The 25,069-nt window shown below is 60.3% G+C and carries 25 protein-coding genes and 3 pseudogenes; 22 read left to right on the plus strand and 6 right to left on the minus strand.

Annotated elements, in window-relative coordinates:
• Positions 1-264 precede the first annotated feature (264 nt).
• The 17 genes and pseudogenes from K410_RS0135260 to K410_RS40150 all read left to right on the plus strand — a co-directional run bounded on the left by K410_RS0135260 (position 265) and on the right by K410_RS40150 (position 15,393).
• Positions 265-1,032 (plus strand): enoyl-CoA hydratase/isomerase family protein, encoded by a 768-nt coding sequence (locus tag K410_RS0135260; protein ID WP_028139122.1) that lies wholly within the window; start codon positions 265-267, stop codon positions 1,030-1,032.
• 1 nt (position 1,033) lies between these two features.
• Positions 1,034-1,819 carry an SDR family oxidoreductase gene (locus K410_RS0135265; RefSeq protein ID WP_024342792.1) on the plus strand — a complete coding sequence of 262 codons (786 nt, stop codon included), beginning with the start codon at positions 1,034-1,036 and terminating at the stop codon, positions 1,817-1,819.
• A gap of 15 nt (positions 1,820-1,834) precedes the next feature.
• Entirely contained in the window at positions 1,835-2,248 is a 414-nt protein-coding gene (locus K410_RS0135270; RefSeq protein ID WP_024342793.1) for a Zn-ribbon domain-containing OB-fold protein, read from the plus strand.
• Positions 2,245-3,387 (plus strand): acyl-CoA dehydrogenase family protein, encoded by a 1,143-nt coding sequence (locus K410_RS0135275; RefSeq protein ID WP_024342794.1) that lies wholly within the window; start codon positions 2,245-2,247, stop codon positions 3,385-3,387. Before K410_RS0135270 ends, K410_RS0135275 begins: the two co-directional genes overlap by 4 nt.
• Positions 3,384-5,555 carry an acetate--CoA ligase family protein gene (locus K410_RS0135280; RefSeq protein ID WP_024342795.1) on the plus strand — a complete coding sequence of 724 codons (2,172 nt, stop codon included), beginning with the start codon at positions 3,384-3,386 and terminating at the stop codon, positions 5,553-5,555. Before K410_RS0135275 ends, K410_RS0135280 begins: the two co-directional genes overlap by 4 nt.
• A 1-nt stretch (position 5,556) precedes the next feature.
• Positions 5,557-6,729 carry a thiolase C-terminal domain-containing protein gene (locus K410_RS0135285; RefSeq protein WP_024342796.1) on the plus strand — a complete coding sequence of 391 codons (1,173 nt, stop codon included), beginning with the start codon at positions 5,557-5,559 and terminating at the stop codon, positions 6,727-6,729.
• Between the two features lie 13 nt (positions 6,730-6,742).
• Complete coding sequence (locus K410_RS0135290) at positions 6,743-7,207, plus strand: MaoC/PaaZ C-terminal domain-containing protein (RefSeq protein ID WP_024342797.1); 465 nt, start codon at positions 6,743-6,745, stop codon at positions 7,205-7,207.
• Between the two features lie 49 nt (positions 7,208-7,256).
• A complete protein-coding gene (locus K410_RS0135295; protein WP_028139125.1) occupies positions 7,257-8,417 on the plus strand; it encodes an acyl-CoA dehydrogenase family protein in 1,161 nt (386 codons plus the stop codon).
• Positions 8,418-8,532: 115 nt separating this feature from the next.
• Positions 8,533-9,672: an ABC transporter substrate-binding protein gene (locus K410_RS0135300; protein WP_049820494.1), complete on the plus strand. Its 1,140-nt coding sequence runs from the start codon at positions 8,533-8,535 to the stop codon at positions 9,670-9,672.
• Positions 9,669-10,436, plus strand: coding sequence for an ABC transporter ATP-binding protein (locus K410_RS0135305; RefSeq protein WP_049820495.1), 768 nt, complete (start codon positions 9,669-9,671; stop codon positions 10,434-10,436). Before K410_RS0135300 ends, K410_RS0135305 begins: the two co-directional genes overlap by 4 nt.
• Positions 10,429-11,133, plus strand: a complete 705-nt coding sequence (locus K410_RS0135310; RefSeq protein WP_024342801.1) for an ABC transporter ATP-binding protein — start codon at positions 10,429-10,431, stop codon at positions 11,131-11,133. The genes K410_RS0135305 and K410_RS0135310 overlap by 8 nt, the downstream gene beginning before the upstream one ends.
• Positions 11,096-11,998, plus strand: a complete 903-nt coding sequence (locus K410_RS0135315; RefSeq protein WP_245265962.1) for a branched-chain amino acid ABC transporter permease — start codon at positions 11,096-11,098, stop codon at positions 11,996-11,998. Before K410_RS0135310 ends, K410_RS0135315 begins: the two co-directional genes overlap by 38 nt.
• Positions 11,995-12,969: a branched-chain amino acid ABC transporter permease gene (locus K410_RS37810; protein WP_049820496.1), complete on the plus strand. Its 975-nt coding sequence runs from the start codon at positions 11,995-11,997 to the stop codon at positions 12,967-12,969. The genes K410_RS0135315 and K410_RS37810 overlap by 4 nt, the downstream gene beginning before the upstream one ends.
• Positions 12,970-13,197: 228 nt before the next feature.
• Positions 13,198-13,329, plus strand: a complete 132-nt coding sequence (locus K410_RS41370; RefSeq protein ID WP_283805293.1) for a hypothetical protein — start codon at positions 13,198-13,200, stop codon at positions 13,327-13,329.
• Between the two features lie 47 nt (positions 13,330-13,376).
• Positions 13,377-14,237, plus strand: a complete 861-nt coding sequence (locus K410_RS39040) for an NUDIX hydrolase (protein ID WP_245265963.1) — start codon at positions 13,377-13,379, stop codon at positions 14,235-14,237.
• A gap of 188 nt (positions 14,238-14,425) precedes the next feature.
• Positions 14,426-14,745: pseudogene (locus K410_RS39045) on the plus strand (IS256 family transposase); the annotation flags it as partial.
• Positions 14,746-15,069: 324 nt separating this feature from the next.
• Positions 15,070-15,393 (plus strand): hypothetical protein, encoded by a 324-nt coding sequence (locus tag K410_RS40150; RefSeq protein WP_155253861.1) that lies wholly within the window; start codon positions 15,070-15,072, stop codon positions 15,391-15,393.
• A gap of 102 nt (positions 15,394-15,495) precedes the next feature.
• Here the strand turns inward: K410_RS40150 and K410_RS37820 are convergent, their stop codons facing one another.
• Positions 15,496-16,710 (minus strand): CoA transferase, encoded by a 1,215-nt coding sequence (locus K410_RS37820; protein WP_024342806.1) that lies wholly within the window; start codon positions 16,708-16,710, stop codon positions 15,496-15,498.
• Positions 16,711-16,996: 286 nt separating this feature from the next.
• On the opposite strand from K410_RS37820, the gene istA reads away from it, so the two are divergent.
• The 5 genes and pseudogenes from istA to K410_RS41610 form a co-directional block, all read left to right on the plus strand.
• Positions 16,997-18,730, plus strand: a complete 1,734-nt coding sequence (gene istA, locus K410_RS37825) for an IS21 family transposase (RefSeq protein ID WP_155253862.1) — start codon at positions 16,997-16,999, stop codon at positions 18,728-18,730.
• On the plus strand, positions 18,708-19,475 hold the full coding sequence (gene istB, locus K410_RS0135350; protein ID WP_028133017.1) for an IS21-like element IS1631 family helper ATPase IstB: 768 nt from the start codon (positions 18,708-18,710) through the stop codon (positions 19,473-19,475). The genes istA and istB overlap by 23 nt, the downstream gene beginning before the upstream one ends.
• Positions 19,476-19,803: 328 nt before the next feature.
• Positions 19,804-20,103: an acyl-CoA dehydrogenase family protein gene (locus tag K410_RS39050; protein WP_283805298.1), complete on the plus strand. Its 300-nt coding sequence runs from the start codon at positions 19,804-19,806 to the stop codon at positions 20,101-20,103.
• Complete coding sequence (locus K410_RS41375; RefSeq protein ID WP_283805294.1) at positions 19,992-20,252, plus strand: acyl-CoA dehydrogenase family protein; 261 nt, start codon at positions 19,992-19,994, stop codon at positions 20,250-20,252. The genes K410_RS39050 and K410_RS41375 overlap by 112 nt, the downstream gene beginning before the upstream one ends.
• Positions 20,253-20,327: 75 nt before the next feature.
• Positions 20,328-20,881 (plus strand): annotated as a pseudogene (locus tag K410_RS41610) (cytochrome P450); the annotation flags it as partial.
• Positions 20,882-20,986: 105 nt separating this feature from the next.
• Here the strand turns inward: K410_RS41610 and K410_RS0135365 are convergent.
• The 5 genes and pseudogenes from K410_RS0135365 to K410_RS0135380 form a co-directional block, all read right to left on the minus strand.
• Entirely contained in the window at positions 20,987-22,234 is a 1,248-nt protein-coding gene (locus K410_RS0135365) for an ABC transporter substrate-binding protein (RefSeq protein ID WP_028139127.1), read from the minus strand.
• A gap of 46 nt (positions 22,235-22,280) precedes the next feature.
• A pseudogene (locus K410_RS0135370) lies at positions 22,281-23,097 on the minus strand (ABC transporter ATP-binding protein).
• A gap of 7 nt (positions 23,098-23,104) precedes the next feature.
• Complete coding sequence (locus tag K410_RS0135375) at positions 23,105-24,178, minus strand: branched-chain amino acid ABC transporter permease (protein ID WP_024342808.1); 1,074 nt, start codon at positions 24,176-24,178, stop codon at positions 23,105-23,107.
• Between the two features lie 4 nt (positions 24,179-24,182).
• Entirely contained in the window at positions 24,183-24,383 is a 201-nt protein-coding gene (locus tag K410_RS41190) for an ABC transporter permease (RefSeq protein WP_245265964.1), read from the minus strand.
• Complete coding sequence (locus K410_RS0135380; protein WP_245265965.1) at positions 24,368-25,069, minus strand: branched-chain amino acid ABC transporter permease; 702 nt, start codon at positions 25,067-25,069, stop codon at positions 24,368-24,370. Before K410_RS0135380 ends, K410_RS41190 begins: the two co-directional genes overlap by 16 nt.

A 25,069-nucleotide genomic window follows, 5' to 3' on the forward strand; every position in this document is an offset into this window, starting at 1 on the left:
TGGCGTTTTCCCTTCGTTGAAAGACATCTGCGGTGCAAACGATGTGCCGCCGGAGCCGTGCCCCAATCCGGACCGGGCCCGCATGCGGTGTGTACGTGGCGCGGACAGGGGGTCGCGCGATGTGTCACCCGCGAACACCCTGTGCCGGCCATCGCGAGAAAAATCGTCAAACTTGCGAGCGATACGCGCATGGCATGGCTCTTGCTGACCTAGCTGTACAAGGCGGCGCGTATCTCGCACTCAAGCCGCAATTAGGAAACGCTATTGTCGTCGTCATCAGACATCGTGCAGCTTCATCGTCGCGGTCGCGTCGCCGTGATCACGCTGAATCGACCCCAGCAGCGAAACGCTCTCTCGGTAGAGATGAGGGCACAATTGGCGAGTCGATTCGACGAGATCAATGACGACGACCGGATTGTGGTCCTGCGGGGAGAGGGGGCGGCCTTTTGCGCGGGCGCAGACCTCGGCGATGTGCCCGATACGCCGATGGCCTGGCGGGATCGCATTCTCACCGCTCAGACTCAGCATCTGCGCATCATCAATATGAAGCAGGCCGTCATCGCGGCAGTCCAAGGCGCAGCCTTCGGCGGCGGTGCGTCGCTTGCGCTCGCTGCTGACATTCTCGTCATGGATGAGAACGCAAGCTTGGGCTTCCCATTCGTAAAGCTTGGTGTCGTTCCAGATGGGGGCGCCAGCTTTCTGCTGCAAGCGAAGGCCACTCCGGCGGTCGCGCTCGACGTGTTGCTTACAGGCGGTGTCATTCGGGCAGAAGAGGCGCGCGCCCTCGGGCTCACCCGTCGCGTTGCGCCAGTGGGAGAACTCGAGGGGCAGACCATGAAGCTCGCCGACGAACTCGCGGCGCTACCGGCGGAAGCTCTCCAGCTAACCAAATCCCTTTGCGCTCAAGGGTGGGCCGTTCATCTAGCCGGAGCGCTGCGGCACGAAGCGGACGCGTTCGGGCTCGCCACGGCGTCAGAATGCCACCGGTCGGCCATGGCTACCGCGAAAGCCAGAGTTGCGAAGGTGAAATGACATGTATTCTTCCGACCTTCTGAAAGGGCGCGTGGCACTCATCACCGGTGGCGGTAGCGGAATCGGGCTGAGTATAGCGGAGCAATACCTGGCGCTCGGCGCCAAGGTGGCAATCGTCAGCCGGAATGCCGAACGGCTCAAAGACGCTGTGGCCACTCTGCAGGCGCGGGACATGAAGGAAATCGCATCCTTCCAGGCGGACGTTAGAAACTACGAGCAGGTATCGGCCGCGGTCAACGCCGTCGTGAATCGCTTTGGATCGCTCGACATCCTCGTCAACAACGCGGCGGGCAACTTCTTCTGCCCGACCGCTGAGATGTCCTCGAACGCGTGGCGGACGGTGATCGACATCGATTTGAATGGGACCTTCCATGGATGCCGAGCCGCTTACGCGCATCTCCGGGAATCCAAAGGCGATGGTTGCATCATCAACATCATCACCATGCAGGCGCTGTCTGGCTGGCCGGGAGCAGCACATGCAGCTGCAGCCAAGGCCGGGATTCTGTCGCTCACCCGGACGCTCGCTGTCGAATGGGGACGGGAAGGAATCAGGGTCAACGCGATCTCGCCCGGGCCAATCGGCGACACCGAGGGCGCAAAGCGTATTTATGAAGATCGCGGTCGCGCAGATCTGGAGCGGAGCCGCGTGGCGCTTGGCCGCTTCGGAAATAAGCAGGAAGTCGCCAACGCGGCAGTCTTCCTGGCCTCGGATCTGGCGAGCTTCGTCACGGGCGAGAACCTCATCGTCGATGGGGGCCGTTGGCTGAAATACGTCTCTGAAAAATAGAAGAGGAGGGAATAAGTGGAAAAACAACTCCCGCTGCCGGTCGCTAACGCGGATTCCGCCGTCTACTGGAAGTCCGCGAATGAGGAGAAGCTCGTGATCCGGCGCTGCAATTCCTGCGGCGAAAAGCACTTCATGCCGCGATACCTGTGCCCCGTCTGCTGGTCCGACGATCTCGTATGGATCGAAGCGTCGGGTAAGGGAACGGTTCACAGCTTCACGGTCGTCCGGCGCGCGTCCTCGCCCGCGTTCGCTGGGCGCACTCCCTACGTTGTCGCGTTGATCGATCTGGCGGAGGGCCCTCGGATGATGACCAACATCGTCGGCAACGGTGCGCTGGAGGTCCGGGTCGGAGATGGCGTCAGACTCGAGTTTGAAGAGCGCGACGGCGCGAAGCTCCCGCAGTTTTCGTTGGAGAAGGTGCGGTCGTGAATTTCGAAGACAGTGACGAACAGAAACTGGTGCGCGAGACGACCGCGTCGTTCGTGAAACGCCATTGCAAACCGGCCGACGTCCGTCAATGGGACCGAACCGGACAGTTGCCCGAGCACGTCTACGCCGCCATGGCGGAAGCGGGTCTTCTGGCGATGATGGTGCCGTCGGCCTACGGCGGCGTCGGCTCCCCGATCGCCGATTGCGCCATCGCACTGGAGGAAATCGCCAGGCCGAGCGTGGATTTCGCGACGCGTCTCGCGTTGATCGGGTGGGGCGCGATGATCCTCGCCGATTTCGCGAGCGAGGAGATCAAGGCCGAAATCCTTCCGAAAGTCGTCAAAGGCGACACGAAGCTTTCCTTCAGCCTGACCGAGCCGGGTTCCGGATCGGATGCGGCGTCGCTCCAGACGCGGGCGCGCCGCGATGGCGATGATTACGTGATTACTGGCCAGAAGCTCTATTCGTCCGGAGCGCATGCGCCAAACAACATGATCGTTCTGGCCGCGCGGACGAACCCGGACGTCAAGAAGCATGCCGGCATCTCGCTTTTTCTCGTCCCTAACGATCTTCCGGGCATCACCATCAACCGGCTGGACGTCGTGGGCAGAAGGATTCTCGGGCTCTGCGAGATCTTTCTCGACGAGGTGCGACTTCCGAAACGGATGTTGATCGGCGAGGAAAACAGCGGCTGGTCCTACATCAACAAGCATCTGGAACGCGAACGCATTCTGCTCGCCGCGAACTATCTCGGCAACGCCCGGGCCGCAGTGGACGATGCGATCCGCTACGCCGGCGAGAGGAAGCAGTTTGGTAAGCCTATCGCCGAGTTTCAGGCGATCGCTCACATGCTATCCGATATGTCGACGGACGTGGAAGCGGCCAGATGGATCACGGCATCGACGGCCTGGCGGTACGACCAAGGGATGCCGTGCGTGAAGCAGGCTTGCATGGCCAAGCTGTTCGTCTCGGAGATGTTCGTGCGGGTGACCACGCAGGGCATGCAGATACTCGGCGGTGCCGGCTACACGCATGACCACGATATGCAGCGGTACTGGCGGGACGCGCGCAACGCGACGATCGGCGGAGGTACATCGCAAATCCAACGTAGCTTGATCGCTCGGGAGCTCGGACTGTGACGGAGATCAAGGGATACATCGAGAACAGGACGAAGCTCTTCGGTCGTAAGGAGCTCGAGCGCTTGATCAACCCCGCGAGCATCGCGGTCATCGGCGCTTCGGAATCGCCGGGCTCCTTCGGGGCGCGGACGATGGAGAATCTCGCGACTTTCGGCGGCAAGCTTCTTCCGATCAACCCGAAACGGGACGTGATCTTCGGCCACAAGGCCTACCCCACGATCGAGGATCTTCCGGAGGTACCGGATGCTGTCGTCATTTCGGTGCCGCAGGATCAGGTGACCGATCTTGTCAGACGGTGCGCAGCCAAGAGAATCAGCGGCGCGATCGTCTACTCGTCTGGTTTTGCGGAATTGGGCATCGCGGAGCGGACGGCTGCTCAACGCGAACTTGCGGAGATCGCGCAATCGACGGGCATCCGGATCATCGGCCCGAACTGCGTTGGCATCATCAACTTCGCCTCCAAAATCGGCATGCACTTCATGCCGAAATTCAACGAAATGCCGATCATCGCCGGCGGAATTGGTCTCGTCAGCCAGAGCGGGGGCCTCGGATACACCATTATCCAGGCCCTGCAGCGGGGTATCGGCTTCTCGCAATTTCTGTCGGCCGGAAATTCGAGCGATGTCGATATCTGCGACCTCATCAACTACCTGGTCGACGATCCGAGCACCGCAGTGATCGCATGTTTGTTCGAGGGAATTCGGGACGGTGGTCGCCTCATCGAAGCCGGCCGCCGAGCCTTCGCAGCGAGGAAACCACTCGTCATCTACAAGATGGGACATAGCGCAATCAGCAAGAAGGCGGCACTTTCCCACACCGGCACTTTGGCTGGCTCCAATGCGGCTTACGATGCGGCATTCCGCGAGATGGGGGCGATCGTCGTCGACAACTGGGAGGAGGTGCTCGAGACCGCCTGCTTCTTCGAGCGCGCAGGCGTTCCAAAGGGCCCCGGGGCGGGGGTCATGGCGAGCTCCGGAGGGGCCGCCGTCATCTCCGGAGACAAGGCCGAGGAGTTTGGTGTCGCGATGCCTGCGCCTCAGTACCATACCGTGGCGCGGCTGTCGAAGCTGGTGCCGGATTTCGGTTCGGTATCGAACCCGACGGACATGACCGCTGAGACACTCAAGAGCTTCGATCTGTACAGCGCCTGCATCAAGGCGTTCGCCGATGATCCGAGTTACGGCGTTGTGGTCGTGCCTATGCTTTCGGCGCAGAAGCCGATCACGACCGAGAGAGCTATTCATCTTGATCGGCTCGCAGCCGAACTCTCCAAACCGATCTGCCTCGTCTGGTTCAACGAATGGCTGGAGGGGCCGGGCAGCGAAATCTACGACAAGAGCCGGAAGATCTCGATGTTCAGGTCGATGGGCCGCTGCATGAAGGCAATAAGGTCGTGGTTCGATTATTACGACAAGGCGGACCGGAAGGCCAGGGCGGAGAAGAGTCTGTCCGACTCCAAAGCACGTGATGCGGCCCTTGCCGAGCTCGCGACGATCCGCGCGGGTGGCGTTCTCAGCGAAGCACAATCGAAAAGGCTGCTCACATCCTACGGTGTTTCGGTCAACCGCGAGGCCTTGTCCATGACCGCCGATGAAGCCGTCGCACATGCAGAGGCCATCGGATACCCCGTCGTCCTCAAGGCGGACTCGGCGGACATTCCGCACAAGACCGAGGCTGGCGTCGTCCGGTTGAACGTCAGCGACGCAGATGGGGTGCGGAAGGCATATCGGGAAATCGAACAGGCGGCCGGGCGGCTGGACGGTCCGGTCACCGTCAACGGCATTGTCGTTCAGGAAATGGTTGCGGGCGGCACCGAGATGATGGTCGGCGCTTCGGTCGACCCTCAGTTCGGGCCGCTGATCACGTGTGGCTTCGGCGGAACGGCCATCGAACTGCTCGCGGACGTGCAGACCCGGCGTGCTCCCGTCAACGTCTCGGAAGCGACCGACATGCTGCGTTCACTGCGAGGCAGCCGCCTGTTATTCGGCTACCGCAACCAGGCGGCCGCTGACATCAAGGGGCTCGCCGAGATCGTGAGCCGAATCTCCGTGTTGGTCAGCGATCTGCGCCAGGAGATCGTTGAATTGGACGTCAATCCCGTCAAGATTTCGGCCAATCGTGCCGTAGCCGTCGACGCTCTGATCGGGCTAGGCAGCAAGAGGAATTGAAATGAATAAATTGGCTTCTGGAAAGATCGCGATCGTCGGCGTTGGCGAATCCGACATTGGCAAGGTGCCCGGGATGACCGGGCTGGGCCTGAACGCCCAGGCGGCGAAGCGTGCGCTCGACGAAACAGGTCTCAAGGTGTCGGACATCGATGGTGTCCTGACGGCGTATTCCTTCACCGAACCCTACTTCATGTTGGGATCGGTGCTGTGCGAATATCTTGGCATCAAGCCCCGCTACAATGCGTCCATCGTCGTTGGCGGCGGATCCCCCGCCGTGATGCTGAAGCACGCGGCTGAGGCGATCCTTGCGGGCAGCGCGGAGACCATCCTGGTGTGCGCTGGCGAGAACCGCGCGACCGGTCAATCGCGCGACTCGGCGGTCTCGGCGCTCCTGGCGGTCGGACATCCCTATTTCGAGCAGCCCTACGGCGGATCGATTCCTGGATTCTACGCCATGATCGCGCAGCGCCACATGCACGTCTACGGCACGACGCGCGAACATCTCGCCAACATCGCGGTGAACACGCGCCGCCATGCCTTGCTTCACCCCAACGCGCACATGAAGAGCGCGATCACGGTCGAGGACGTGTTGTCGGCAAAGCCGATCGCCGATCCGCTCGGCATGCTCGACTGCTGCCTGATCTCCGATGCCGGCGGCGCGTTCATCGTGACCTCGGCCGAACGTGCGAAGGACCTCAAGTCGAAGCCGGCCTATCTCCTCGGCATCGGCGAGCACCACACTCATGAACATCTGATGTGCGCTCCGAGCCTTACGGAGTTTGGCGCAAAGCAGTCGGGTGAACGTGCTTACGCAATGGCCGGCGTAACACCGTCAGACATCGACGTTGCCCAACTCTACGACTGCTTCAGCATCGTGCCGCTGATCGAGCTGGAAGAGCTTGGCTTCTGCGAACCGGGAGAGGGCGGCTCCTTTTTCTCCGACGGCAGAGCATCGATCGGAGGCAAGCTGCCTATCAATACGCATGGCGGCATGTTGTCCCATGCCCACGCGGGAGCCGCTGGTGGACTTTTCGGCATCATTGAGGGTGTACGCCAGCTGCGCGGCGGACTCGGTGCCCGCCAGGTGAAAGACGCCGAACTCGCGCTGGTTCACAACGAGGGCGGCATCCTGTCCTCGCACTGCACACTCATTCTCGCGAACAAGCCGAACTAAAAAAGGAACACCCATGAGCATCCCCCGCCCGCGTGGACGCTACTTCGAGGACTTCGAGGTTGGCCAGGAATTCGAAAGCCCGGCGCGCACCGTGACGCAGACGGACATCATCAATTTCGCTTGCCTTTCGGGCGACTTCAATGAAGTTCATACGAATTTCGAATATTGCAAAACGACGCAATTCGGAGAGCCGATTGCGCATGGCCCGCTGGTCTACGCGATCATGGGCGGCCTGCAATACGCGAGCGGAATCAACGATGGTACGCTGCTGGCGTTGCTGCAAATCGACAAGTGGCGCCTTCTTGATGCCGTCAAGCACGGCGATACGATCCGTCTGCGCTCCAAGGTCGTCGACAAGAAGGAGAGTAGCAAGTCGGACCGCGGCGTCATCACCTTCAAGCGAGAATGCGTGCGGCATGACGGACGTGTCGTCCAGGAGATGCAAGCCACGCTGCTCTATCGGCGCCGGCCGAAATGACCGGTGGCAGGTCGCTCAATTCCCGCACGAAAGCATGCAGGTAGCGCAGATGCATCTGTTCGATAACAACGAAGAGTTCGACCTCACCGACGATCAGCTGCAGGTGCGCGCGAGCGTGCTCCAGCTTTTGCGGGAAAAGCTGCCGCCATGGAAGGTCGCGGAACTCGACGACAAGAGCGAATTCCCATTCGACGCTTACGCCGCTCTTGCTGAGGCCGGGTGGCTTGGGTTGCCTCATGACGAGCAGTACGGGGGGGCAGGCGGCAGTTATATGGATCTGGCCGTCCTGATCGAAGCGATCGCCTATCACAATGCCCAGATGGCTTCGGCTTACCTGACTACAGTCGTCTATGGCGGAATGCATCTGAAGTTCGGAGCCAGCGAGCAGTTGCGGGCGTCCATGTTACCGCAGCTCATCGCCGGGAAGCTGAAGTTGGCGTTCTGCCTGACGGAGCCGGACACAGGATCCGACGCCAGCAGTATCCGGACGAAGGCGGTTGCGAAGGGGGACGACTGGATCATCGATGGCCAGAAAGTCTACATCACTTGCGCTCACGTCGCCGGCTATCTGGTCGTTGCAACAAAGACGGACCCGGAGGCAAGGCACAAGGGCATGACGCTCTTTCTCGTCGACGCCAAGGCGAAAGGTGTGACCATCCGCCCGCTGCGGGGGCTCGGCAGGCGCATGATCCACACCAACGAGGTGTTCTTCGACGGCGTCAAGGTTCCCGCAACCCACGTTCTGGGCGGGGTCAATGGCGGATGGAAGAACATCATGCGCGGTTTGAATGTCGAGCGGCTGCTCCTGTCGGCCGCGGCAAGCGGGAATTGCTACAGGATACTGGAATCTGCGATCGATTTCGCCCGACGGCGCAAGCAGTTCGGCAAACCGATCACTGAATATCAGGCCATCAGCCACAAGATCTCGGACATACGCAGCATGGCCGAGATATCGCGTGTCATGACCTATCGGCTCGCTTCTCTCATGGACAGAGGCGTTGCACCGAGCACCGCGGCGGCCGTCACGAAGATTTTCGCCACGGAGAGCAATTCCAAATGCGCTGACACCGGCATCCAGATCATGGGCGGCGCGGGATTGATGATGAACTCGGAGATGCAGATGTATTTTCGGGATTCCAGGGTCGGCACAATCGGCGGAGGAACGAGCGAGATCCTTCGAAACGTCATCGCCAAATCGATGCTCTCTTAAGAGGACCGGAACAATGCGTGGATTCTCTCGACGAACCTTCTTGGCCGGGACGGGGGTACTTGCCGTCGGAGTACGCTCCGCACGTGCGCAAAGCGACCGTGTTGTTCGTGTGGGAATGATCCTTCCGATCAGCGGCAATCTGGCCCAATATGCTGCGAACATGTTCCCGCCATTCCGCTACGTGATCGACAAGGTCAACGCGGAGGGGGGCATCAAAAGCATGGGGGGGGCCAAGATCGAGCTTGTCGTCGCCGACAACGCGAGCGGCAGCGCCGGCACTGCGAGCGAGGCCCGACGTTTGATCGAGCAGGAGAAGGTGTCTTTCATTGCCGGACCGCTGGTGACGAGCGAAATGCTCGCATTGGTTCCGGTTCTCGACGAACTGAAGGTTCCTGCGCTTTCCTTCACCAGCGGCGATAGCCGATCTAAATATTTGTTCTCGATCGGGTTTACCTACGAAAAGGGATACGCCGCTCCGCCAATCGAGTTCTTGAACTATCTCATTAAAGAAAAGCGACGAAGTATCCGGTCGGTGGCCCTCGTTTACTCGAATTACGAAGCTGGCCAGCAGATCGCCAATTTCCAGGAAAAGATGGTGACAGCCGCGGGCCTCACCGTGGCGGCGCGCATCCCGGTCGACCGTACGGCTCAAGACCAGACATCCACGATACTTCGTATCAAGTCAGCGAAACCCGATGCCGTAGTTGGCCTGGTGCTGACACGGGAAGGCGTCTTGCTGCATCAGGCGCGGGCCAACTTGCGATACAACGAAGCGACGTTCGTCGGCTGCGGCGCCGGATATGCGGACGTCACGCTTTGGAACGAGCTTGGTGCAAAATTGGCCGAGCAGGTCCTCACGCGTAACCTCTTCGCCACGACGGGGTTTGTCGTGGGTATCGACCAGCCAGGGGCGAAACAGATCGTTTCCGAATTACAGCGGCAGATCAACGAAAAGAAGATGCAGGGCCCCATCGGGCACTACCAGGTCTGGGCGGCGCAAGCGGCCAGATTGGTGCAGGCAGCGTTCGAGCTTGCTGGAAATAACGACCGCGAAGCGCTCAGAGGCGCGTTCGAGAAGGTCCGGATCGGGCGCAGCGATCCTTTCTTGTATTTGCCGCGGCCTGAGCTTGCCTTCGGCGAGGACAACTGCCTTACAGACCAGACTGCGCTTGCGCTGCAGTGGCAGCCGGACGGCAGCCAACAGGCGTTGTGGCCTGCGGAGTTTTCGCGCGGGGAGCCGAGGTCGTATCAATGAGGCTGGGTCCCGGGCCTGCGGCGCCGATTGATGCTAAAAGACCGGGCGCTTTGCTGGAGGTCAGACATCTTACGAAGCGTTTCGGAGGCGTTATCGCCGTCAATGACGTCTCGTTCGTTCTGCCCCGCAACGAAATACTGGCCGTCGTTGGACCGAACGGTGCGGGAAAGACGACGTTGTTCGGACTGATCTGCGGTTTTCTGCGCAACGACCAGGGAAAGGTGCAGTTCGATGGGCGTGACGTCACTGGTCTTCCGCCGCACGTGATCGCGAAGCTTGGAATGGTTCGTAGTTTCCAGATCGTCCAAATGTTTCCGGACCTGACGGTGCACGAAACGGTCGTCGCGGCGGCGATGCTCCATCACGCTTTGCCCGCCGCGCGCCGCCTTGCCGACGAGATTCTCGAAGAGCTGGACCTGGCGGAAAAGCGAAAGGAACTCGCTTCGTCTTTACCTATTCAGAGCCGAAAGCGCCTCGAACTGGCGAAGTGCGTGGCTACCGACCCAAAGCTTATCATCCTGGACGAAGTAATGGCGGGCCTGACGCTTGTGGAGGCGGAAGTGCCGATCGCGGCCATTCGCAAGCTGCGCGACCGCGGCATCACCTTCCTCATGGTCGAGCACGTGATGCCCGTCGTGATGCGGCTTGCAGATAGAATGCTCGTCCTTAACTTCGGCGAGCTGATAATGCAAGGGACGCCGGAGGAGGTCATGTCGCATCCCGACGTGCAGGATGCTTATTTGGGAGCGGCGTTGGATGCTTGAAATCGAAGGCGCGAGTGCCGGATACGGCGACCTCGATATCTTGCGCGGGGTGTCGCTGAAGATTGCCAAGGGCGAGATCGTGGGTCTTCTCGGCGCGAACAATGCCGGAAAGTCGACCCTCGTCAATTGCATCAGCAGGATCGTTCCGTGGAGGGGCGGAAAGTGCGTTTTTGAGGGAAGCGACATCTCGCGACTGCATGCGCACGAAGTCACCGAGCGCGGCATCAGCCAGGTTCCCGAGGGTCGACAATTGTTTCCGGAAATGACCGTCTGGGAGAATCTCGCTCTCGGTGCTTACACCCGCAAGGCGCGCCTCGAACGTTCACGCAAGCTAGAATTTGTCCTCGACCTCTTTCCCAGGCTATCCGAACGGCGCGTGCAAGCCGCTGGAACTCTCTCGGGCGGCGAGCAGCAGATGCTTGCGATCGGAAGGGCGCTCATGTCCGGACCGAAGCTGCTCATCTTGGATGAGCCGTCGCTCGGTCTTTCTCCAAAGTTTGTGCTTACGATCTTCGAGGCGTTGACGGCTATGCACCGCGAAGGACTGACGATCCTGCTGGTGGAGCAAAATCTGAACCTGACGCTACAGAACGTGCAGCGCTGCTACGTCCTCGAACGCGGCGAAATCGTCATCTCCGGACGAAGCGAGGATATGCAGGATGATCCCGCCGTCAAGCGGGCTTATTTGGGGACTTGAAATGGAGATATTATACCAGGGGGTGATCCAAGGCGTGCTCATCGGTAGCACGTACGGACTGATCGCCCTCAGCATGGGGCTGATCTACGGCGTGAGCGGCATCACGAATTTCGCGCAGGGCGACCTGATGGTCCTCTGCATGTTCATGACGCTGACGCTGTCAACCCTTCTGAACTTAGACCCGTACGTCTCGATTCTGATTACGATGCCGGTCATCATCGCCGTAACGGCCGTCGTATATCGATACCTGATCCAGCCGATCAGTTCCCAGCAATTGATGGTCATCCAACTCACGCTCGGCTTGATGTTTGTCATCCAAAACGGGATCTTGATGGTCTACGGCGGTAACTTCCAAAGAGTTCCGTCCGTACTTGATGGTGACGTCTTGGTGATCGGCGATTTCGCTGTTGTACAGACGTCGCTGCTCATTTCCTTCGTTGCGACATGGGGGCTCGCCGGCGTCCTCTTCTGGACGCTCGGGTATACCGACTTCGGCCGAAGCGTACGGGCGGTGCACCAGAACGCGAAAGCCGCGGCATTGGTCGGCGTCGACGTGCGACGGACGCAACTCATCGTGGTATCGCTAAGTGCGGCGATCCTTGCTGTGTCCGCATCGCTCCTCGTCGCCGGAAGGCCGATTCATCCGGGCGAGGGTCTTCACTATACCGTGGTCGCGTTGATGCCGTTCGTGCTCGGCGGCATGAACAATCTCCTTAGCATCCTCGTCAGCGGCATCATCATCGGCGTGGCCGAGACGCTCGGGAACGTCTACTTGAACGGGCCACTGGGATTCGCCGTACCTTACGCGGTATTCATCGCCATTCTCATCTTCCGGCCCCAAGGGCTTTTCGGATCGCGATCATGAAGTTCGCCAAGGTCACGAAGGCCGCGATCACTGCGTCTACCATCGTCATCGTGGGAGCGGCAATCATGGCGCTCCCCGGCTACTACGGCGGAATCGCCACCAAAACGTTGATCTATATCGGGCTCGCTTCTGCCTGGAACATCGTTGGTGGCATTGGGGGGCAACTATCGCTGGGCCACAGCGTTTTCATTGGTCTTGGCGCGCTCCTTCCGGCCGCGATGTTGCTTAAACTGTCCGTTCCGTGGTGGATAGGTGTGCTATGCGCGGCTGCAATGTCTGGTGCGATAGGCGCGGCGATTTCCTGGATCACGTTCAGATTTCGGCTTGGGCATCTGTATTTTGCTCTGGTGACGCTTGCGATCGGCGAGTTGGGACGCATCATCGTGATTGGCACGGAGTTTCTCGGAGGCGCCTCGGGACTGCTCGTTCAATACAGGCCGATGTCCGCATCCGGACTGCAGCTTTCAGTCGCAAACCAAAATGTCCTCCTTGCGCTTTGCTTCATGGCCTTAGCTCTCGCGACAAGTTACGCGATCCTCCACTCCAAGCTAGGCTATCGCCTGCGAGCGCTAAAAGGGAACGAAAACGCTGCGCAAGCCATCGGAATAGACCTTTTCCGATCGAAGGCGACCGCGATGGTGATCAGCGCAGTTCTCAGTTCATTGGGCGGTTCGGTCCTCGCTCGCTACGACGGATTCGTTGATCCCGAAGTCGTAGCGTCACCTATATTGATTATATCCATAGCGCTATTCACGGTGGTCGGCGGCGCGGGCAGGCTGTGGGGGCCCGTACTTGGGGTCGGATTGTTGTTTCCGCTAGGAGAGATCCTCCGCGGGAACTTGGCCAACAATCTCCCTGGTTTGCATCTTGTTTTGTTCGGCGTCATTCTCGTCGCCGTCATTCGCCTCATGCCCTCAGGCATAACTGGGTGGTTCGCGAGTCGGTTCCGATCCGCGTGGGCCGTCAAATAACTTAAACAAGTTTCTGCGACCTGAATTGGTATGTCTTAGTTAGGCGAGGTCCGTTGAAAGGGTGGCTTGGCGCCTCGCGCCCCAGCCCCGTTGGATCGTGAGTGAACTAGTGGGCTTTTGTCGTGGCAATGGTGCCGTAGCAGGAGTGGTTGGAAAATGAAGGCGGCGTAATCTCCAGCTTGATCCAACAGGCGATTTCGGCGTTTCAGCGTCGGAGGAGATCACGCCATGACGAAGATTATCACGATCGCCGGCCTCCCGAAGTCCGAAATCGATAGCTACGAACAGGTAGGTGAAATTTGTATTCATCTATTGCACTGCTTAAGCGCTTCGCCAGTTTTGCTGAAGAAGTATTTCTGACGCACATCGTGTAGACCGAACTTAGAATTTAACATTCGAGGATCCGCATGACTGGACAGATCAAACCTCGTTCTGCTGCAACGCTGATGCTTGCTCGTGATAGCGCTGAAGGCATTGAGCTATTTATGGTCGTTCGGCATCATGAGATTGAATTCGCATCTGGCGCCTTAGTCTTTCCCGGTGGTTCCGTAAGTCAGTTGGACTTTGATCCGCGGTGGCGCAAGCTGGCCGAAGGTGTGACCGGGGTTGACGACGAGATGCTTGGTCTCATGGCGGCAGCGGCTCGTGAAGCTTTTGAAGAATGTGGCGTTCTTTTCGCTCGCGAGTACCGCGGTGGTCCCTTGGTTGATGGTGCGCGAGCAGAAACGTTGGGTATCGCTTATCGTCAGGCCATCGAGGCCGGGACACTTGGCTTTGCTGACATGATCGAGCGGGAATATTTGATCGCGGCCTTCGATCAGCTTGTGCACTTTGCCCACTGGATTACGCCGCCGCATATGCCAAAGCGTTTCGACACCTATTTTTTTCTCGCTCAAGCTCCGATTGATCATGTTTTACGGCACGACGGTCACGAAGCCGTCGACTCTACATGGATCACCCCAGCTCAAGCACGCAACGACGCCGACGCACAAAGGCGAACGGTACTTTTCCCGACACTATTGAATCTCGAGAAGTTGGGACGTCATGACTCGGTGATGCAGGCACTTGCAGCTGCCCGGGATGAAACCGTCGTGACAGTCAGGCCTGAAGTGCAAACATCTCCAGGAGGTAGGATACTTCGAATTCCAATTGAGGCAGGCTATGGCGCGGAAGAATTTTTGGTTGTTGGTGAGCCAGGTCAGAACGCGCGTGTCGTCAAGCTAGATGTCGCAAGTGATGCCGGAGGCGCTGGAAAACAGTCTTCTTAGCACGGCCGTTACGTCAAAAAGTGATCTTCTCACGAATTGATGACCAACAGAGGCCCAAGTGACATTCGTTGCATCTTCGAACAAGACATCTGGAATTGGGGGATGTCCCGGGTTCTGTTGAGTTTCTGAAGAGGTCGGCGTTGCCCACCTTGAGCCGGTAGGCTCGGGGCGCTGATTCGGGCAACGCCATGACAAGGGATATCACCCCGGCTGGTTCGCCGGCGCCGGGGCTGTGGACGAAGCGTTTGGGGAAGTGCGGGCGAGCGTCGATCGGTTCTGTCTTGCGGCAGGGATCGAGTGTTCGGCACGATGATGGAGGCGGAAGTGACGGCGGCCTGCAGGCCGTCGCCGCGGGCGCGATGCGGCGCGGCGGGCGCACCGTTGGGGCCGAACGTGGGACCGGATCGGTTTCCACGGCGGCAAGATCGAGGTCGAGCGCCCGCGGGTCCGGAGCATGGAGGGCCGCGAGGTCACGATCCCGAGTTGGGAAACGGCGGCGCAGGAGGACTGAGTCGGTCGCTGGGCGATGAACCTGATGCTGATCAATGTGTCGACGCGCCGGACTAGGCCGCGGAAATCCCACCGTTCACGCTCACTGCTTGTCCGGTGATTTTCGAAGCATACGGGCTCGAAAGGAGTACCGCGAGCGGAGCGACGTCTTTTGGCGTTGGGAGACCTGACAGCGAGGATGATGGTCTCCGGGCAATGCTGCTGCAACTCCACCATCAAGCCGCGAACTACGGTCCCGAACTTTCGGGTCGACAAAATGCTGGTGGCTAGGGCGAAGCTCTCGTTGCCGAGCGTGTAGCGGCCATTGGTATGGGTCAGGAAGTTGTCGGCCACCATCGGACGCAACAACGTCAACAAAATGCTCTTGGGCGAACCGAGACGGCTTGAAAGCTCGGCGAGCGACAATCCGTCGTGGGAATGTGCGACCGCGTCAAAAATCGCGAGCATGCACTTCAGCGATCTCGGTCCGGCGCTCGCCGCTTTATCACGCACAACGGTACCCCGCATTTCTGTGGCTTCCGTCGGACGTTTCAGCACCAGTGATCCTCGACTGCAGCTCGACCACTTCAATTTCTCCGAGCCGCCTGTGCGGGTGCTCGCACATAGGATGCACGCAATGGACGAAGATCGGACGGCGTGCAAGTAAAATCGCCGAAGCCGCGCGTGTCTGAGCAGTTGGTCTTGATGTCGCGCTGATATTGCGGGCCCCTGATCAAAGCAGATGTGCTCCTCAGGAGATAAGGAGCGATTACGCTCCGGTCTGCGTCGTTAATTCGTTGAGAATTTCCTCGGTGTGTTCTCCGAGGCGGGGTGGCTTGCGATGAAGCGACGCCGCGGTTCGAGAGAAGCTTGCCAGCGGAGCCATCGATACCGTTCGTCCCGCGGCCGGATGATCCAGCCGCCGGAAGAAGTGTCCCTCCGCGAGATCTCCGTTTGTGAAGATGGACTGGAAATCGTTCACCGGCCCGTTTGGAATGTCGGCGATATTTAGCTGCTCCTGCCATTCAGCCGTGGTTCGAGTCTTTATCGGCTCGACAACAATACCGTACAATTCGTCGATGTTTCGCACACGATCTTCCAGGTGAAGGAAGCGAGGATCCTTTGCGAGTTCCGGCCGCTCTATGGCCGCAAACAACCGTGACCATTGGTCGTCGGTGACAGCGAGAAGCGATATATAGCCGTCCGACGTCTTGTAGGGTCGACGGTGAGGCGTCAGCATGCGACTGTAGCCGAGGCCGAGGTCGGGCCGGTCGATCACGCCGCCCCAAAGATGTTCGATCATGTTAAAGCCGACCATGGCGTCCATCACGGCAACATGGACTTCCTGGCCGACGCCTGTGCGCTCGCGTGCAAACAACGCCACGCCGATGCTGGAGGCGAGAATGTAGCCGCAGAGCTTGTCGCAGATGATCGTCGGGAAATAGCGCGGCATGCCATCCACGACGTTCATCGCGGCGATTCCGGAGGCAGCCTGGATCACGTCGTCGAACGCCGGCCAATCTCGCCGCGAGCTGTCGTTGCGATAACCCCCGGCGGACGCATAGACCAGCCGCGGATTTTCCTTGCCAAGCTCTTGATAGCTGATGCCTAGCCGTTCCGCGGCGCTCGGACGCATCGAGTGAACGAACACGTCCGCCGTCATGACTAGGCTCATCAGGGTTGCGCGATCCGCCGACTTCTTCAGATCGAGCACGATGGACCGCTTGTTACAGTTCATGTTCAGGAAGAACCCGCCCATTCCTTCGCTCGGTACCGGGCCGACCTTCCTCATGTTCCTAGTCCGCACCAGGCCGCGGTTCGGCCGGTTCTTGCTGCGCCGAGCCTCGATCACCTCGCATTCGACGTGGATCGTGTCGCCTGCGATCACCGGACCCTTGACGTTGAATTCCATTTGCAGGAACGCAAGCCGGTGTGCTGCATCGAGGGCGACGGCGGCGCTGCGATCGTCGTCAGCGCTCCTCAATGGTGATAGGTTTCGTCATCATCGCGTTGGCATTCAGGACTGCGTTGTGGCGGTCGAGACGGCGATCTCCCCAAGTTGGCGGCTTGTCATAGAGTTCCATGTGCCGCCGAGCCATCGAGGCATAGAGCTGCGCCGGCGCGATCCCCGTGGGTCGGTCAAAATCCCCCGGGTATGGTCACTTGAAACTCCCCCACCTGATGATCGCCGGCAGCGCCGCTGAACAGCGGTAGCCGGTCCGGCAGGACGTTTATTTTCGTCCCCTTTTATCCAGCAAGGGGACTGGGAGTTGAACGTCTTGAAGCCACACCTGCAAAGCACTGTATTTACATTACTCGATCGCAACGCCAGCCAGCGCGAGATCCACAGGCTGACGGGGATCGATCGCAAGACGATCCGGCGTTACCGAGCGCTGCGGGCTGGTGCGGAGGCAAATTCCCCCGGGGAGGTGACCACCGGCTCGGCGAGCGTGGACAGCCAAATTCCCCCACCCCGACCACCGGCTTTTGGGGCATCGGAAGCGACGGTCACCAGCAGCCTGGCCCGTTCGGCTTGCGAAGCGCATCGGACATGGATCGAAGAACAGGTCCGCCTGAAGCGGAACGCGCAGGCGATTTACCAGGACCTGGTCGATCAATTTGGCTTTCTGTCCAGCTACCAGAGCGTCAAGCGGTTTGTGCGCACGTTACGGCACGCCGATCCCGAGCAGTTTGATCGGCTTGAGTTCCTCCCCGGCGAGGAAGCTCAGGTCGACTATGGCGAGGGGGCGCCGACGGTTGATCCGAAGAGCGGGCGGTACCGTCGTCCGCGCCTGTTCGTGATGACGCTGCGCTACTCGCGGCGTAGCTTCCGGCGGGTGGTCTGGAAGTCGAGCCAGCAAATCTGGGCGCAGCTCCACGAAGAGGCGTTCCGGTATTTTGGCGGGGTGCCGAGCTATGTCGTGCTCGACAATCTGAAGGAAGGCGTCCTCAAGCCGGATTTGTACGAGCCCGAGCTCAACCCGATTTACAGCGCGATGCTGGCTCATTACGCCGTGGTCGCCGATCCCGCGCGGGTAGCCGATCCCAATCGGAAAGGATGCGTCGAGAGTGCGATTCAACATACCCAGGGCACCGCGCTGGCCGGACGGCGCTTCGAGACACTGGAAGCCCAGAACGAGTTCTTGAGGCACTGGGAGGAGAATTGGGCCTCCAAGCGCATCCACGGCAGCACGCGTCGTCAGGTCGAGGCGATGTTCCAGGAGGAGAAGCCACACCTGCGGCCGTTGCCAGTGGCTGCCTTCCGCATCTTCACCGAGGTCGTTCGGACCGTCTGCGACGATACCACCGTGCGTGTTGATAGCAGCTATTACGCCGCGCGGCCTGCACCCATCGGCAGTCAAGTCGTGGTGCGGATCTACGCCTCCACGATAGAGATCCGTGATCGCCACACCCATGCGCTGCTGCGTGTTCATTCCCGGACGACGCACCCCGGTTCTGTCGTCCTGCCGACCAGCGAACGGCCGTTCAATCCGTCGCGGCAAACCGCCGTGCTGCTGGCGAGCGCCGAGCGCATCGGGCCGCAGACCAGGGCGCTGTGCCAGCAAGTGTTCGACACCGAGGGGCGCCCCGGACAACGCGCGATGTGGGGCATTGTCGGGCTGAGCCGGAAATATCCGGCATGGCTGGTCGAGCAAGCCTGCGCGCACGCCATCGGCAACCGCATCTACCGTTACAAGCATGTGCGTGCGACCGTCGAACGGTTGTTCGAACAGGCGATCGCGCAGGTTGGAGCGACGCCACAGCCGGCATCGCCGCTCACCCAGGATCATCCGCTGATCCGCGCCGCCGCCGAATACGGCGACCTCTTCAGCCACGCTGTGCGGCACGATGCCGGCAACAATGGCCGGCAGGCCGAGGCCCACGACAGCCGCGCTCGTGTCGCCTGCGCAACCCCGGCCAGCTCCGGCGCCACGAGCGCTCCCGCTGCGCCTTCTCACCTCAAACTGGAGACCCAGCCACATGATGACCATGCCGGAAATTGAGCGTTGCCTGCGACAGCTGCGCCTGTCAGGCGTCCGAGACACGCTGCAGACGCGCGTGCTGCAGGCGCAGGGCGCCAACCAGCCATTCCTCGAGACCTTCTCCCTGATCCTGCAGGACGAACTGGACCGTCGTCAGTCCCGCCTTATCGAGCGACGATACCGGCAATCCGGACTCGACGAAAAACTGACGCTCGCCGAGTTCGACTGGTCCTTCAATCCCAAATTGCCGCGCCAAACCTGCTTCCAGCTCCACACCCTGGCGTTCATTGCCGCCGGCGAGAACGCGCTGCTCGTCGGCAAACCTGGCACCGGGAAGTCCCACATCGCCAAGGCGATTGCCTATCAGGCGATCCTGCAAAGCCACAAGGTCCAGTATCTTGAGACCGACGACTTCTTCCACCGCTACGCCCTGAACTCCCCGGCGCAGCGCGAGGCCCGCCTGCGAACCATCATCGACTGCGATCTCCTCGTGCTGGACGATCTGTTCCTCGCACGCGCCATCCCTGACGACGCCGGCGCCTTGCTGCAGACCCTGATCCATCAGCGCTACAAACTGCACCGCAGCGTCATCGTCACCTCCAATCGCGTCGTGCAGGATTGGGGGACATACCTGGGGGACAACACCATGAGCACGACGATCCTCGATCGCCTGATGCATCATTGCCATCTGCTTGAGTTCGACGGACGCAGCTATCGGCTCAAAGAGGCCGCTGAAGCTCTTGCCCGCGAAACAATGTCAAACTAACAATCCACTTCTGTCCTGCCTTGGGGGTGGAGGAGTTTGACTGACCGCACCCGGAGGAATTTGAAGTGACCCGCGGGGACGCGATTGCCGTAGCGGAGCTCGACGGCAATAGGGTCAGTGGCCGTTTGACCGGAGTACTCGACGCGGGAGCGCATCTCACGTCATCGTGTTTCTACCCGACGGTCGGGCAGCTCTTGTTGATGCTGGAGAGACGGGAGTGACCGTTGATGTACGCGCAAGCCTCGATCGCACCCGGCCCATTACGAATTACGCACTCAATGAGGCCAGAGTGATCATTCTGGATGCCGCTGCCGACGCCTGCCGAGCAATGTCTGGCGTGATTGATGCGGGAAGAGTTTTCCTCGCGGCAGATTCGCTGGGAGCAGCGCAGTCCATGTTAGATCGAGCGCTCGAGTACTCGAAAGCGAGGGTTCAGTTTAATCGCGCCATCGGTTTTTTTCAGGCTGTCAAGCATACGTTCGCGGATCTGGCGACACTATGGAGCCCTGTCGAGCATTGGTTTGGTACGCGGCACATGCGCAAGATGCACAGCCCGAGGAAGCACGGATTATGGCCTTGCAGGCGAAAGCCCATGTGGGCGAGGTCTTCAGAGAGGTCGCACGCCTGACAACAGAAGTGCATGGAGGAATGGGCTTCGCTGACCTGCTTGGCTTGCATTATTGGTTCAAGCGCATAGCGTTTAACCGTCAGATACTGGGATCGCCCGAGTATTGTCGGCAGGAGGCTGCGGCCGTGCAGGGTTGGCTGATCGCGTGAATGGGAATGCGGCGACTGCTCCGGCGTCGCTCGCTAGGCCGCAAGTCATCTTTGAACGCTTGTTGGGGGGCAGAATTGAGTATCCGTCCGCCTGTCGAGGATTGGGCAACAGACTTCGATCACCTCGATCAACGATGGATCGAAGACCCCTTTCCGATCTGGGCCGAGTTGCGCAGCTCTTGTCCCGTTGCGCATACCAATCGGTTTCAGGGGGTATACTTGCCTACGCGCTACAAGGACATTCGGGAGGTCGCACATGACACGCAAGCTTTCTCCTCGCGCCGTCTGCAAGTACGCGCGACCCCGCCGCCCATAAAATCGCCGGCACCGCCCATCACCTCCGATCCCCCACACTATCGCCTGGCGCGGATTGTATTGCTGCCGCCTTTCGCTCCGGCAGCCATCGTGGTGCAACGGCGGCGATGCGCGCCATCCGAAGATCTCATCAGCTATCTTGTTGCTGCTCGTGTCGACGGGCAACCTCTTACGGACAATCACATTCTAGGAACGCTACGCCTGCTCCTCATTGCTGGCATTGACACTACAGGAGTGGGATCGGGGCTTGCTTATGGCATCTTGCCAAGACACCTGAAGACAGGCGCCGGCTGGCCGTCCCGGCAATGAGCCCACGCTCCAGTAGGGCGATCGCTTTGGTTCAGCTTTCCAGCAGTGGACCAGGGAGTGGTGCGATGAGATTTCATCGCAACACCGCATTTTCTTGGGACTATCTTGGCTTACTTGACTGCGTCCGACTTCGCGTAGTCAGCCGACTGAGTCTTCACCACGTTCCAAACGTCGTCAGTATAGGCTGCAATCCAGTCTGTCTGCGGCACCCACTTGCTGCCGTTCCACATCTCTATGCGGGTCTTGCCGCCGCCGCCATGATCCTTGGCGGTCACGGTCACCGGCGCGATCATGCCGTTCGCGTCGTAATCCTTGATACTTTCAAGGCCGTCCTTTATCTTCTCCGGCGTCAGCGGCCAGCCGTGCTTCTTAATAGCAAGACGCGCGCCTTCAACCGCGATCGACCAGAGCGCCAGGCCGGTGTTGTAGTAGACGTCGTCGAGATTTTTGCGGTCGCCGTTGCCTTTGCCCCTATCGTAGACTTCCTTAATGATCTTCTGCACCAAGGGATGGTTGGAGCCGCCGGCGACGTTGGTGCCGCGCTTAATTCCCTTAGCGGCCTCTGCGCCGATATTGTTGATGTCGACCTCGTTCATCCAGTTGACGGCGACGTACTTGTCGAGCGCAATGCCGTTACGCTTCATTTCACGCGAGGCGATCACGTGCATGTTTGACAGGCTCCAACTGACGATCCAGTCGGGTGCAAACCGGCGCATTTGGGTCCATGCTGAGGCTTGGTCATTGCCTGGCAAAGGATAGGGGAACAGTTGCAGATCGAAGCCTTCCTTAGCCGCCAGCGTCTTGATGATACCGATTGGTTCTTGTCCGAACGGATAATCGACGTAGAGGAACGCGATTTTGACTCCCTTCAGGTTGCCGCCGGATTTCTGCTTGATGTACTCGATGTCGTTGGCGGCTTGGCCCCAATAGGTCGGGCCGATCGGGAATACCCACTTGAAGACGTCGCCGTCGACGGCGTCGCCGCGCCCAACGAGCGATTGAATTAGAATGTTCCCATCCTTCATGCCGCGAGGGAGCACGGCGCGGGAGACCGGTGTCGACAGCGTATCGAACACCATCACGTCATCGCGCTTCAGCTTTTCGTAGCATTCGATGCCGCGCTGCGGCTCGTTGCCGTGGTCCTGTACCACCATCTCCACCGGGTGACCCTCGATGCCGCCTTGTGCGTTGAGGATATCCGCATAATCCTTGGCGGCCTGCGCCACCTGCGGCGTCACGAAGGTGTATGCCTTGGTAAGGTCGTAACAGAGCCCAAAACGCACGGCGTCGGCGGCTTTCGCCGATAGGATCGAGATCGCGCTCAAGGCGACACCGGCCGCAATCGATAGATATTTCATCTGGGTTCTCCCTTTGGTCGTTTGTTGTCTTATTCGCTGGTCGTAATCAGGTCAGCCAGCGTTTCCGCCGGCTGTAGTGCTTGATGGCGTGGAAACTCTTTCCCTTTGCGCCGCCGAGATAGAACTCCTGAATCCGGATTGCTCTTCAGCGCTTCCGCCGTGTCGTGCATGACGACACGACCGCTCTCGATCAAGTAGCCGTGCGAGACGATTTCGAGGGCTGCCACCGCATTCTGTTCGACCAGCAGCACCGAGAGACCTTCCTCGCGGTTGATGCGGCTGATGATTTGGAAGATTTCCGCAACCAAAAACGGCGCCAACCCGAGGCTGGGTTCGTCCAGCATCAGCAGTTTCGGCTGCGTCATCAGCGCTCGCCCGATCGCCAGCATCTGCTGCTCGCCACCCGATAGGTAACCGGCGGCGCTGGATCGCCGCTCGTGAAGCCGCGGGAAATAGCTGTAGACCATCTCCTTGTTGCGGGCCATGTCGGCCCGGCTCCGGATCGCGGAAGCCGCGATCAGGTTTTCCTCGGGTGTCAGATGCTCGAACACCCGCCGTCCCTCGAGCACGTGGGCGATGCCGAGTTGGACGCGTTGCTGCGGCGACAGCGTGCCGATATTGCGGTCGTGAAACTGGACTTCGCCGCGGCGGACCTCGCCGCGCTCGGCGACCAACAATCCGCTGATGGCCTTCAGCGTAGTGCTTTTGCCGGCGCCGTTGGCGCCGAGGAGCGCCACCATGCCGCCCTGGGGCACGTCGAGCGACACGCCCTTGATCGCCAGCGACACGTAGTCGTAGACAACCTCGATATTGTTGAGCGAAAGCACCTTCGAAGCAGTTGGGGTTGGGCTCGATGCGCTCATGGTGGCCCTATTTCTTCACGTAGCCGAACGGCCAGACCAGCAGATAGTCGCGCACGTTCTTGTAGATCTTGCCGAGGCCCAGCGGTTCGACCAGCAAGAAGCCGATGATCAGCGCGCCGTAGAGAGCCTGCGGCAGATGCGCCAGCGTCTCGATGCTGAGCGAAAAGCCGAAACGGATCGCCGCCCACGAGATCAGGCTGTTCATAGCGCCCGGCATCAGCAGAATGAAGGCAGCGCCGAAATAGCTGCCGATGATGCTGCCGAGCCCGCCGACGATCACCATGGCCAGCGCCTGGATCGAGACGTCGACAGAGAACTGTTCGGGCGTAACGGCGTGATAGAATGTGCCGATCAAGATCGCGCCGGTGACGCCGCCGATGAATGAGGACGTTGCAAAGGCGACCAGCTTGAAATAGAAGCTGTTGACGCCGATGACAGCCGCCGCGAAGTCCTTCTCCCGAACCGCGACCAACGCGCGGCCGAGCGCGGTGCGTCGCAGGTTCAGCATGAACGACGTCACCAGGATGCACCAGACGAACGCGACGTAATAGAGCCCGGCGTCCGAGGTTATGGGTTGGCCGAGCAGGCGGATGTCCGGCGCTTGCAGCGTCGCCTGCGTGCCGCCGCTGATGGCCGGAACATGCGAAATGGTCCAGTCCATCACGAACTGGAGGGCGAGGGTGCTGAGCGCCAGATACAGTCCCTTGACGCGCAGCGCGGCAAACGCAAAGCCGATGCCGATGATAGAGGCGGTCGCGCCGCCGATCAGGATCGCGATCTCCCAGGGGATGCCGGCCTTGTTGGCGTGAACCGTCGCATAGGCGCCGATGCCCATCACGGCGGCGTATCCGAGATGAAACTGCCCGGCCCAGCCGAGGATGAGATTGAGGCCGAGCGCGCCGGCAGTCCACACCAGCAAGGGCAGCAGATAGCTGCTGAGATAGAGCGAGTTCACGACGAACGGGGCGGCAAGGCCGATAATCAGCAGGATGCCGATCATCCAGCGGTCGGCCGCAATCGGAAACAGCGCGCGGTCGGCGGCATAATTGGTGTGGAAGACGCCGGCTTGCCTGAACAACATCGATTCAGATCCTCTCGATGTCGTGGCGGCCGTAGAGGCCGTGCGGGCGCAGCATGATGGTGAGGATCAGCATCGCGGCGTCGACGAGGTCGCGACTAGCGCCGCCCAGTATCGGATCGAGGAAACTGCTGGTCACGCCCTCGACGATGCCGAACAGCAGGCCTGCGAGCATCGCGCCGCCGATGCTGTCTAGTCCGCCGAGCACGCGACCGTCACGCCTTTCAGCAGCAGTTGCGCCAGCGACTGGTCGACGCCTTGCACCGAGGCCCACAGCACGCCGGCGATCGTGGCCACCACGGCGGACATCGCCCATGACAGCGCCACGCCGCGTTCGACGGAGATGCCGACCGACCAGGCAGCCGTGTAGTCGTCCGAGATCGCGCGGAGCACCACGCCCATCCGGGTCCGGAAGAACAAGGCGAACGCGCCAAACATCACGACGGCAACAGCGGCGCCGACGGCATAGGCGCGGTTGATCAGCATTGGCCCAAGGAACAGCGGATCGTCGCTGATGCCGATCGGCATCGGCCGCCCGGTGCCCCCCCAGATCGTCATCGAGCCGGCTCGGAGCAAAATCTCGAGCCCGAGCGTCATCATCAGGATCATCACGATCGGCCGGCCGGCGAGGCGCCGCAACGCGACCCGCTCGATGGCGATGCCGACGCCGAACATGGTGACGATGGCGAAAATGATCGAAAGCCAGATGGGCGCGCCGAACCGGCTCGCATAGGCGAGCACGATATAGGCGCCGAGCATCGTCATCGATCCCTGCGCCAGGTTCGGCACCGACGACGATTTGTAGATCAGCACGATGCCCATTGCGACCAGCGAATACATCAGGCCGACCAAGCTTCCGTTGACGGCCGACTCGGCCAGTAGCGCCCAATCCAT

It is taken from the genome of Bradyrhizobium sp. 22 (assembly GCF_000482425.1).
GTDB lineage: Bacteria > Pseudomonadota > Alphaproteobacteria > Rhizobiales > Xanthobacteraceae > Bradyrhizobium > Bradyrhizobium japonicum_B.

Excerpts from the sequence above, each read along its gene's own strand:
- K410_RS0135265 (WP_024342792.1), top strand. The coding sequence starts at position 1,034 with ATGTATTCTTCCGACCTTCTGAAAGGGCGCGTGGCACTCATCACCGGT.
- K410_RS0135285 (WP_024342796.1), top strand. The coding sequence starts at position 5,557 with ATGAATAAATTGGCTTCTGGAAAGATCGCGATCGTCGGCGTTGGCGAA.
- K410_RS0135290 (WP_024342797.1), top strand. The coding sequence starts at position 6,743 with ATGAGCATCCCCCGCCCGCGTGGACGCTACTTCGAGGACTTCGAGGTT.
- K410_RS0135295 (WP_028139125.1), top strand. The coding sequence starts at position 7,257 with ATGCATCTGTTCGATAACAACGAAGAGTTCGACCTCACCGACGATCAG.
- K410_RS0135300 (WP_049820494.1), top strand. The coding sequence starts at position 8,533 with ATGATCCTTCCGATCAGCGGCAATCTGGCCCAATATGCTGCGAACATG.
- K410_RS0135305 (WP_049820495.1), top strand. The coding sequence starts at position 9,669 with ATGAGGCTGGGTCCCGGGCCTGCGGCGCCGATTGATGCTAAAAGACCG.
- K410_RS0135310 (WP_024342801.1), top strand. The coding sequence starts at position 10,429 with ATGCTTGAAATCGAAGGCGCGAGTGCCGGATACGGCGACCTCGATATC.
- K410_RS0135315 (WP_245265962.1), top strand. The coding sequence starts at position 11,096 with ATGATCCCGCCGTCAAGCGGGCTTATTTGGGGACTTGAAATGGAGATA.
- K410_RS37810 (WP_049820496.1), top strand. The coding sequence starts at position 11,995 with ATGAAGTTCGCCAAGGTCACGAAGGCCGCGATCACTGCGTCTACCATC.
- K410_RS41370 (WP_283805293.1), top strand. The coding sequence starts at position 13,198 with ATGACGAAGATTATCACGATCGCCGGCCTCCCGAAGTCCGAAATCGAT.
- K410_RS39040 (WP_245265963.1), top strand. The coding sequence starts at position 13,377 with ATGACTGGACAGATCAAACCTCGTTCTGCTGCAACGCTGATGCTTGCT.
- istB (WP_028133017.1), top strand. The coding sequence starts at position 18,708 with ATGATGACCATGCCGGAAATTGAGCGTTGCCTGCGACAGCTGCGCCTG.
- K410_RS39050 (WP_283805298.1), top strand. The coding sequence starts at position 19,804 with ATGTCTGGCGTGATTGATGCGGGAAGAGTTTTCCTCGCGGCAGATTCG.
- K410_RS0135365 (WP_028139127.1), bottom strand. The coding sequence starts at position 22,234 with ATGAAATATCTATCGATTGCGGCCGGTGTCGCCTTGAGCGCGATCTCG.
- K410_RS0135375 (WP_024342808.1), bottom strand. The coding sequence starts at position 24,178 with ATGTTGTTCAGGCAAGCCGGCGTCTTCCACACCAATTATGCCGCCGAC.
- K410_RS0135380 (WP_245265965.1), bottom strand. The coding sequence starts at position 25,069 with ATGGATTGGGCGCTACTGGCCGAGTCGGCCGTCAACGGAAGCTTGGTC.